The organism is Campylobacter sp. 2018MI10, assembly GCF_018501175.1.
Taxonomy (GTDB): domain Bacteria; phylum Campylobacterota; class Campylobacteria; order Campylobacterales; family Campylobacteraceae; genus Campylobacter_E.
In genome coordinates this window covers 1-438 of record NZ_JAHCZD010000093.1, presented here as the reverse complement: position 1 = coordinate 438, position 438 = coordinate 1, and the positions used below count along the sequence as shown (strand labels likewise).

The following is a 438-nucleotide window of genomic DNA, read 5'->3' as shown; positions in this document are numbered from 1 at the left end:
GCTTTAGAGTTATCCGATAGGATTATTTTAATGAATGAGGGTAAAATCATACAAAATTCCAACGCAAACAATCTTTATCTTTTACCAGACTCTCATTTTGTGGCTAGCTTTATAGGAAATTACAATATTTTAAGCCCTAAAGAGCTTGATAACTTGGGTTTAAAACACGATTTTAAAAAAGATATAGCTTTGCGTCCTGAAACCATAGAAATTTCTAACGAAGGCTTAGAGGCTAAGATCAAAGAAAAATCATTACTAGGCAATATCATACGCTATAGGGTTAGAGTGCAAGAAATTGAATTTAAGGTAGATACTTTAAATTTTAGCACTCATAGTACTTATGAAGCAGGTGATAAAATCGCTTTAAAATTCAATCTTTCTTTAGCAAAAGAGTTAAAATGAAGCTTGTTTTATTTGATTTAGATGATACTTTAATAC

General features: G+C 30.1%; 1 protein-coding gene. It reads left to right on the top strand.

What is annotated here, in order from left to right; genetic code table 11:
* Positions 1–402 (top strand): TOBE domain-containing protein (locus KJR01_RS09815; protein WP_214119057.1); only part of this gene is annotated, 402 nt, incomplete at its 5' end.
* Positions 403–438: the final 36 nt, after the last annotated feature.